8 protein-coding genes and 1 pseudogene are annotated in these 8,190 nt (G+C 68.7%); 2 read left to right on the top strand and 7 right to left on the bottom strand.

Going from position 1 to position 8,190, the window contains the following annotated elements; all coding sequences use genetic code 11:
• The 3 genes from JWP54_RS03950 to JWP54_RS03940 form a co-directional block, all read right to left on the bottom strand.
• Positions 1–402, bottom strand: a 402-nt coding sequence (locus tag JWP54_RS03950) for a nitroreductase family protein (RefSeq protein ID WP_297367560.1), incomplete at its 3' end; no start/stop codon positions are given.
• A 129-nt stretch (positions 403–531) separates the two neighbouring features.
• Complete coding sequence (locus JWP54_RS03945) at positions 532–2,238, bottom strand: long-chain-fatty-acid--CoA ligase (RefSeq protein ID WP_297367558.1); 1,707 nt, start codon at positions 2,236–2,238, stop codon at positions 532–534.
• Positions 2,235–3,305 (bottom strand): low specificity L-threonine aldolase, encoded by a 1,071-nt coding sequence (locus JWP54_RS03940; protein WP_297367555.1) that lies wholly within the window; start codon positions 3,303–3,305, stop codon positions 2,235–2,237. Before JWP54_RS03940 ends, JWP54_RS03945 begins: the two co-directional genes overlap by 4 nt.
• A 170-nt stretch (positions 3,306–3,475) precedes the next feature.
• Here JWP54_RS03940 and JWP54_RS03935 point away from each other — a divergent pair, with 170 nt between their 5' ends.
• Positions 3,476–3,889: a CBS domain-containing protein gene (locus tag JWP54_RS03935; RefSeq protein ID WP_297367552.1), complete on the top strand. Its 414-nt coding sequence runs from the start codon at positions 3,476–3,478 to the stop codon at positions 3,887–3,889.
• Between the two features lie 97 nt (positions 3,890–3,986).
• Positions 3,987–5,204 carry a phosphotransferase gene (locus JWP54_RS03930; RefSeq protein ID WP_297367549.1) on the top strand — a complete coding sequence of 406 codons (1,218 nt, stop codon included), beginning with the start codon at positions 3,987–3,989 and terminating at the stop codon, positions 5,202–5,204.
• On the opposite strand, the gene JWP54_RS03925 is transcribed toward JWP54_RS03930, so the two are convergent.
• The 4 genes and pseudogenes from JWP54_RS03925 to JWP54_RS03910 form a co-directional block, all read right to left on the bottom strand.
• Positions 5,205–6,251 carry an ABC transporter permease gene (locus JWP54_RS03925; RefSeq protein ID WP_367274180.1) on the bottom strand — a complete coding sequence of 349 codons (1,047 nt, stop codon included), beginning with the start codon at positions 6,249–6,251 and terminating at the stop codon, positions 5,205–5,207.
• Between the two features lie 92 nt (positions 6,252–6,343).
• On the bottom strand, positions 6,344–7,228 hold the full coding sequence (locus tag JWP54_RS03920; protein WP_297367545.1) for an ABC transporter ATP-binding protein: 885 nt from the start codon (positions 7,226–7,228) through the stop codon (positions 6,344–6,346).
• 202 nt (positions 7,229–7,430) lie between these two features.
• Positions 7,431–7,829: pseudogene (locus tag JWP54_RS17650) on the bottom strand (universal stress protein); the annotation flags it as partial.
• 159 nt (positions 7,830–7,988) lie between these two features.
• A partial coding sequence (locus tag JWP54_RS03910; RefSeq protein ID WP_297367538.1) for an HNH endonuclease signature motif containing protein occupies positions 7,989–8,190 on the bottom strand: 202 nt, incomplete at its 5' end.

The raw sequence follows: 8,190 nt of genomic DNA, 5'->3' as shown, positions 1-8,190 counted from the left end.
GATGCCGCCGAGCTGGTGGCTGAACAGGCCTTCGTGCTGGGCCTGGATGGTGAGGTGCGCGACGGCCTGGCCGAGGTCGTACTGGGCCCAGGCGTTGTCACCCTCGGCGATGTTGAGGAACAGGACGGAGGCCTTGTCGGCCCAGGCCTGGTTGAAGCCCATCAGGTGGGAGTGGATCTTGCGGAAGCTCGCGGAGCCGCGGCGGGCGACGATGAAGCGGGCCGGCTGGTTGTTGTTGCCGGACGGCGCCCAGCGGGCGGCCTCGAGGATCGTGGTCAGAGTGTCCTCGTCGATAACCGCGGTGGCGTCGAAACCGCGCGGGCTCCAGCGCTCGGCCATCGCGGGGAGGATGGCGGCGGTGGTGTCAGCGGCGCGGCGGTGGGTGTCCGTGATGAGGGTCATGATGCCCGGCTTTCTTGTGAATCAATGGATGAATAGGATGCGGGGCATCATCGTCCCAGTTGACCTTAACGTCCGGCGCACGCCGGTATTCCATGCATCCGCATGTGAATTCGCACAGAGTCGCTGCCGTCAGGCTGTCGGCGTCTCCTCGGCGGCCAGGCTGTCGCGCACCTGGCGGCGCAGCACCTTGCCTACCAGCGAACGCGGCAGGTCGTCGACCTCGACGATGCGGCGGGGCACCTTGTAGGCGGAGATGCGGGTGCGGCAGTACTCCCGCAACCCGTCTCCGTCGAGGGTGGCACCGGCGATGAGCACCACGGCGGCGACCACGTCTTCACCACCGGTCTGGGCCTTGATTCCGACCACGGCTGCATCGGCGATGTCGGGGTGCGACAGCAGCGCCGCCTCCACCTCCGACGGCGACACGTTGAACCCGCCGGTAATGATCAGTTCCTTGATGCGGTCCACGATGGTGACGAAACCGTCCGGGGACACCCTGACGATGTCGCCGGTGCGCAGCCAGCCATCCGCCAGCAGTGTCTGGGCGGTGTCGGTGGGGCGGTCCCAGTAGCCGGAGAACACCTGTGGGCCGCGCACGAGCAGCTCGCCCTCCTCGTCGAAGCCGCGGTCCACGGTGGGATCCTTGGGGTCGACGACGCGGATTTCGGTGCTGGGGAACGGCACTCCGACGGTGCCGGGGCGCCGGCTCGGGCCCATAGGGTTGCCCACCGCGATCGGCGAGCACTCGGTCATGCCGTAGCCCTCGACAAGCAGGCCGCCGGTGGCGGTCTCCCAGAGTTCCACCGTCGCCAGGGGCAGGCTCATCGCCCCGGAGATGGCGTACTTGGTGTCGCGCAGGCTGATGTTGGCGGCGTCGGCGCCCTTCACGAGCTTGTCGTAGATCGGCGGTACCGCGGGCAGGAAGGTGGGCGGGGTCTTCTTGACGGCGTTGAGAACCAGGCCCACGTCGAACTTGGGGAAGAGCACCAGGCGGGCGCCGATGGACATCGCCACGGTGAGGCAGAGGGTGAGGCCGTAGGCGTGGAACATGGGCAACACGCCGTAGAAGACCTCCTTGCCGCGTTCGAGTCCGGGCACCCAGGCTTCGCTCTGCTGGGCGTTCGCCTGCAGGTTGAAGTGGGTCAGGATGGCGCCCTTGGGCGTGCCGGTGGTGCCGCTGGTGTACTGCAGCACCGCGGTGTCGCCGAGCAGTGGGCGCGGATGCGCGGTGCGTAGCCGGCGGGAACTGACCAGCGCGCTCCACTCGATGGCGTCCTTGAGCGGCTGGGCCACGGTGAGCGCCGCGCGGGCGGTGCGGGACTTGGGGATCGGCAGGCGCAGGGCCAGCCGGGTGGCGAGCGGCATCGACCGGGTGACGTCGACGGCCACGACGGTGTGCAGGCCCATGTCGCGGGGGAAGCCGCGCACCATGGAGTAGACCTTGTCCCAGACGATGGCGACGCTGGCGCCGTGGTCCTCGAACTGGTGGCGCAGTTCACGCTCGGTGTAGAGCGGGTTGTGCTCCACCACGATCGCGCCCAGCCGCAGCACGGCGTAGAACGCCACGATGTGCTGCGGGCAGTTCGGCAGCACCAGGGCCACCCGGTCGCCGGGTTTCACGCCGAGCCGGCGCAGGCCGTTGGCCACCCGGGAGATCTCGTCGCCCAGCTGGGCGTAGGTCATTGTGCCGCCGAAGAAGTCCAGCGCCACCAAGGCACCGAAGCGGCGGGTGGAGCCCTCGATCATGTCGGTGAGGGTCTCGGTCGGGTCTGCGATGGTGTTGGGCACGCCGGGGGCGTAGGAGCTCAACCAGGGCTTGCTCGCGAAGACGTTCATGCGCTGACCAGTTCCTTGGTCAGTGCGGAGACGAAGTCGTCGACGTCCTCAGGGGTGGTGTCGAAGCCGCACATCCAGCGCACCTCGCCGGTGGCCGGGTTCCAGTCGTAGAACCGGTAGAACTCGCGCACCTTGTCGGCCACGCCGGCGGGCAGCACGGCGAAGATCGCGTTGGCCTGCGTGGGCTGGCTGAAGGAGATCCCGGTCACCGACCCATCCGCCAGGCCCTCTTCGAGCGCACCGCGCAGGCGTGCGGCCATGGCGTTGGCGTGGTCGGCGTTCCGCAGCCACAGGTCGCCGTCGAGCAGGGCGATCAGCTGCGCCGAGATGAAGCGCATCTTGGAGGAGAGCTGCATGTTCAGCTTCCGCAGGTATTTGAGGCCGGTGGATGCGTCGGGGTTGAGCACGACGACGCACTCGCCGAGCATCATGCCGTTCTTGGTGCCGCCGAAGCTGAGCACGTCGACGCCGGCGTCGCTGGTGAACTCGCGGAACGGCACCCCGAGGGCGGCCGCGGCGTTGGAGATGCGGGCGCCGTCCATGTGCAGGAACATGCCCGTGGCGTGGATGTGATCGGCGATGGCGCGCACCTCGGCGGGCGTGTACAGGGTGCCGAGCTCGGTGGTCTGGGTGATCGACACCACCAGCGGCTGGGCGCGGTGCTCGTCACCCCAGCCCCAGGCCTCCTGGTCGATCAGCGCGGGAGTGAGTTTGCCGTCGGGGGTCTCGATCGGCAGCAGCTTGAGCCCGCCGACACGCTCAGGCGCGCCGCCCTCGTCGGTGTTGATGTGGGCGGTGCTCGCGCAGATGACCGCTCCCCAGCGCGGCAGCATCGACTGCAGGCCGATCACGTTGGCGCCGGTGCCGTTGAACACGGGGAACGCCTGCGCGCCCTCACCAAAATGCCGTGCGAAAACGCGTTGCAGTTCCGCGGTGTAAACGTCGTCGCCGTAGGCGATCTGGTGGGCGCCGTTGGCCCGCACGATCGCGTCGAGAATCTCCGGGTGGATGCCGGAATAGTTGTCGGACGCGAAGCCGCGGGAGAGCAGGTCATGGAGGGAGGTCACCCCTCCATCTTGGCGCACTCCGTCGCGGCGAATCTGTGCGTCTGCCGGGCGAGGGCGCACCGAATCGCCGCTCGCGACGGCGTGGCTGGACGACCCTTGCCGTGCGCGAAAGCCGCGCCTACGGTCGAAGGACAGGCCCCGACGCGGGGGCGATCTCAAAGGAGAGACTGATGACAACAGTGCGGGATGTGATGACGCAGGGTGCCGAATGCGTGAAGGAGGGCGAAACCCTGCAGGATGCGGCGGTCAAGATGCGTGACCTCAACGTGGGAGCGCTGCCGATCTGCGGTGGGGACGGCAGGCTCAAGGGGATGCTGACCGACCGCGACATAGTGGTCAAGTGCGTCGCTGACGGCGGTGACCCCACCAGCGTCACGGCCGGCAGCCTCGCCCAGGGCAAGCCCGTCACCATCGGTGCCGACGACGACCTCGACGAGGCCATCCGGGTGATGGTGGAGCACCAGGTGCGGCGGCTGCCGGTGATCGACGGCCACGAGCTGATCGGAATCGTCGCCCAGGCGGACATCGCCGCGAGCGCGAGCAACGAACAGACCGGCGCCACCGTCGAGGGCATCTCCGAGTAGGCCGCTGTCGCCCGGCCGGAGCCGGGTGGGTCGTTTCGCAGGTGCAACCGCTATTTTGGGACGACCCACCCGACCGCGTCCCAGGATCGAGCCACCGGTGACCATCGACACCACTCCCACCCCGTCCAGCACCGCCGAGTACGACCTGCTGGTGACCCGCGACGATGTGGTGGACTACCTCACCGGCGCCGACTTGTCGTCTCGGCTGGCGGCAACCGCCGCGGAGATCGACGTGACGGAGGTCACGGCGGGCAACATGAACCGGGTCTTCATCGCCCGCGGCCCGCTGGGCAGCCTGGCGGTGAAGCAGGCGCCGCCGTGGGTGCAGACGGTCGGCCCCGAGTGGCCGATCGACCCGAACCGGATCGCCTCCGAGGCCCGCGCCTACGCGATGCTCGCCGACTTGGTGCCCAGTAGCGTGCCGACGGTCGAGCCGGTGGACCTCGACCGGTTCGTCCTGGTGATGGAGGACCTCTCCGACCTCGACGTGTTGCGAGATCTGCTCGTGCGCCAGGTGGCCGACACGGTGGCCGGCGCCGAACCCGTCGCCATCGACTTCGAGGCGCTCGGCGCCGTCGTCGGCCGGTTCAGCGCCGAGCTGACCCTCGCCACCAGCCTCGTGGGTCTTCCTGCCGATGAGCATGCCGCGCTCATCGACACCGCGGCCAATCCGGAGCTCTGCGCGCTCACCGTCGACGCCGTGCTCGACGAGCCGTTCCGGCTCAACGACCACAATCACTGGATCGCAGAACTTGACGACGAGGTGCGCGCCATGTACGCCGACACCGAGCTGCTCGACGCCGTCGACTCCGTGAAGCAGATTTTCGCGACCCGCGCTGAGGCCCTGATCCACGGCGACCTGCACTCGGGGTCGGTGATGATCGGTGAGCGGAACGGCGCGCGGGCGATCAAGATCTTCGACCCCGAGTTCAGCTTCGTCGGTCCGGTCGGCATGGACCTGGGCCTGTTCTGGGCCAACCTCACGATCGCGTCCATCGCCGCAGCACGGGTGGATGCGGCGCACCTGGCCGCCGACCGCGCCAGCGGGATCGAGTCGAGCTGGCTGGCCTTCGTGGCGGCGGTCACCGAGCGCTGGCCGCGCCGGTTGGACGCACCCGACGGACTCGAACTCGACGCCTGGCTGGAACGCATCCACAGTGACGCCTGGCGGTTCGCCGGGGTGGAGGCGGTACGCCGGGCAGCCGGGTACTCGCACGCCGCCGACTTCACCACCCTTCCGGCCGCCGCCATCCCCGCCGCCTATGCCGAGCTGCTCGTACGCGCGCGAGGCTGGATCGTGACCGGCACCGGCTGATCAGCCGCGTAGCGCCTGCTTGTAGGAGACCCGACCGCCCATCTTCAGCAGCGAATTGCGGTAGATGCGGGAGCCGAACAGGATCACCGCGGCCGTGGTGAGGGCGAGGATCACCAGCGACACGAGCGGTTCCCACCACTCGGCGGTGCCCAGGAAGACCCGCACGGGCATTCCGACCGGAGCGGAGAAGGGCACATACGACATGATCGCCATCACGAGCGGGTTCTCATTGAAGAAGATCACCGCGAAGTACGGGATCATCACCAGGTAGGTCACCGGTGCGGTCGTGGTGCCCACGTCTTCCTGCCGGGACACCATCGACGCCGTCGCGGCGAACAGGGCCGCAATCATGACGAAGCCGAAGGCGAAGAACACCGCGAACCAGGCGATGGCCGGCCCGAGGTCGGCCAGGAGCACCCGTTGACCGGTGACCGCCATGCCGATCCCGACCAGCAGCGCGATCGCGAGGATCTGGCCGAGCGCCATGATCGAGTTGCCCAGCACCTTGCCCGCCAGCAGCGCGCGGACCGGGATCGTGGACATCAGGATTTCCACCACCCGGGTCTGCTTCTCCTCGACGACGCTTTGCGCGATGGTGGAGCCGAAGGTGAGCGCCGACATGAAGAACACCAGACCGAAGCCGAGCGCCACGATGTAGACGAGGAAGCCGCCCTGCTCCGCCGGGTCGAGCAGCTCGACGGCGGGAGAAATGCTGAGCGCGTTCATGACCGCGCTCGGTGGGGAGTCCAGGGCGATCACGCCGACGCCGATCAGCGAGTCGTCCGGCACGATCGCGGCCTCAACGGTGCCGTCGCGCACGAGCTCCTCCGCAGCGGCGAGGTCGACGGCGGGTACCGCGGTGAGGCCGGAGGATTCACCGACCGCGGCGCTGGCCGTGCCGACCACGGCCACCTTGGTGGTGGAGGGGTTGGCGCTCATCACGCCGCCGGCGACCACGGAACCGACCGCGATCAGCAGCAGGATGCCCGTGGAGATGAGGAAGGCCTTGCTGCGCAGGCGGGACATGATCTCCCGCGTGGAGACCAGCCAGACGCTGGCCCAGAAGCTGGGTGCGCTGTGGGTGGCGCGGGATGCGGGCTGGCGGACCTCCGTGCCGGCGGCCGGCTTGATGTTCGTACTCACTGCACGACCTCCTTGAAGATGGCAGAGAGGGTAGGCCGGAGATGGCCGAAGGAGTGCACCGCGCCGCGGGTGAGGGCCTCGCGGAGGACGCTCTGGCTGGCGGCGTCGGAGTCGGCGTCGAAAACGGCCTCGCCGCCGTCGAAGTCGATCACGGTGATGCCGTCGACGCCGCGGATCCAGCCGGCGTCGGCATCCGTGTGGATCTCGAATCGGGGGGTGCTGAACTGCTCACGCAGGCGTTCGCGGGAGCCGTTGGCGCGGATTTCACCGGCGGCGATGATGACCAGGTCGTCACAGAGCCGTTCGACGAGGTCGAGCTGGTGGGAGGAGAACAGCACCGGGGCGCCGGCGGCCGCGTGCTCCTTGAGCACGGTGAGCACCACTTCCACGGCGATCGGGTCGAGCCCGGAGAACGGTTCGTCGAGCACCAGGAACTCGGGGTCGTGCACGAGCGCCGCGGCGATCTGGGCGCGCTGCTGGTTGCCCAGCGACAGCGCCTCGACGAAGTCGTTGGCGCGCTCGCCGAGGCCGAGCCGCTCGAGCAGGTCGCCGGTGTTGCGCTTGGCGGCGGCGGTGCTCAGGCCGTGCAGCCTGGCCAGGTAAACCAGCTGTTCGGCGACTTTCATCTTGGGGTACAGACCGCGTTCCTCCGGCATGTAGCCGAACCGGCGCCGATCGCCGGCGGTGAGCGGCACGCCATCGAGCAGCACGCTGCCGGAGTCGGGCGAGAGCACGCCCAGGATGATGCGCATCGACGTGGTCTTGCCGGCTCCATTGGCACCGACGAAGCCGGTCATCCGGCCATCGCCCACCGTGAAGCTCACATCGGTGAGCACCTGGTGTGCTCCGTAGTGCTTGTTGATGTCCCTGATCTCGAGCATGTGCGCCCCTTCGTTGTGCCTTCAACGATAAGGATGCCCCGACGGCCGCACATCCGCCTCCGGGGTGAGCGAGCTCATCCGCCCAGCGACGAGGTCGGTCGGTTTCCCACGGCGGCTCGGCGCCGAACGGCACCGGGTCCAGTGGGATGATGACCACCGGGCGATTTTGCCCGTGCGACAGGCGCATCGCGATCGACCCCGTGAAGAACGAACGCACGCTGTGCCGGATGGTGGGTTCGCGCGACCCGACGACGATCATCACCGCCCGCACGGTGCCGGCCAGATGGCCGAGAGCGCGAGCCGGGTCGCCGGCCAGGATTCGGGTGGACCAGGTCACCGGGCGCCCGTGCAGCACCCGATCGATCTGCGCACGCAGGCCGGGGTCGAATTCCGCCACGGACTGTTCGAGCGCGTCGGGATCGAAGGACGCGCTCGTCATGCTGCCGTCCGGCAGCTCTTCGAGCATGTACCGGCTCGGGTCCACCGCCGCGCAAATCAGCTCCGCGCCGAACTGGGTGGCGATCTCCGATGCGGCGAGAACCACGGCGTCGGGCTGTCCCGATGTGACGCCGACGACGATGGGCGGGGGCCTGCGCACCATGGTTGCTCCTTCGCGACCGGGAACGTCGGCGCCGGTCGACCCGGTGTCGGGCTCTTTCTCCGACACTAGCGGTGGTGCCGGGTCGGTGTCGCGGCTGCCGGACAACCTTGTGCCCGGCGCTGGAGCGTGGAGCCGGCTGCGCAGCCCCAGGTGCGGCGCTTAGAAGGGCGGTGGCTTGTCGGAGACGGGGAGAGGAATCCCAGCCGTGTCCGACGGCGGCGTCGCAGCCTTGCTGGGGTATTTCTTGCCGCCGGGGCTGGTCCAGGTGAGGGCACCGCCAGGGCCTTGGTTGGTGCTGAAGCTGGATTGGTGTTTCAGCCGGTGGCAGCCCTTGCAGAGGCAGACGAGGTTGTCGACGTGG

The sequence above is a fragment of the Cryobacterium sp. genome (assembly GCF_025463825.1).
Taxonomy (GTDB): domain Bacteria; phylum Actinomycetota; class Actinomycetes; order Actinomycetales; family Microbacteriaceae; genus Cryobacterium.
This window is presented reverse-complemented; position numbering and strand designations above follow the sequence as displayed.